This is a genomic window from Bradyrhizobium pachyrhizi, from assembly GCF_001189245.1.
Taxonomy (GTDB): domain Bacteria; phylum Pseudomonadota; class Alphaproteobacteria; order Rhizobiales; family Xanthobacteraceae; genus Bradyrhizobium; species Bradyrhizobium pachyrhizi.
In genome coordinates this window covers 1-358 of sequence record NZ_LFIQ01000043.1, presented here as the reverse complement: position 1 = coordinate 358, position 358 = coordinate 1, and the positions used below count along the sequence as shown (strand labels likewise).

1 protein-coding gene is annotated in these 358 nt (G+C 64.0%); it reads left to right on the top strand.

Annotation, left to right across the window (positions count from 1 at the left end):
* A partial coding sequence (locus tag AKL29_RS07225; protein ID WP_152977463.1) for an NAD-dependent epimerase/dehydratase family protein occupies nt 1–358 on the top strand: 358 nt, incomplete at both ends.

The following is a 358-nucleotide window of genomic DNA, read 5'->3' as shown; positions in this document are numbered from 1 at the left end:
GAGCCGACCAACGAGCCCTATGCCATCGCCAAGATCGCCGGCATCAAGATGGCCGAGGCCTATCGCAGCCAGTACGGCGCCGATTTCATCAGCGTGATGCCGACCAATCTCTACGGCCCCGGCGACAATTATCACCCCGAATACAGCCACGTCGTCGCCGCGCTGATCCGCCGCTTCCACGAGGCCAAGGTTTCGGGCGCGGGCAACGTCGCGGTGTGGGGCACCGGCACGCCGCGCCGCGAATTCCTCTACGTCGACGATCTCGCCGACGCCTGCGTCTATCTGATGAAGACCTATTCCTCGCCCGAACTGGTCAATATCGGCACCGGCGAGGACATCACCATCGCCGAGTTCGCGC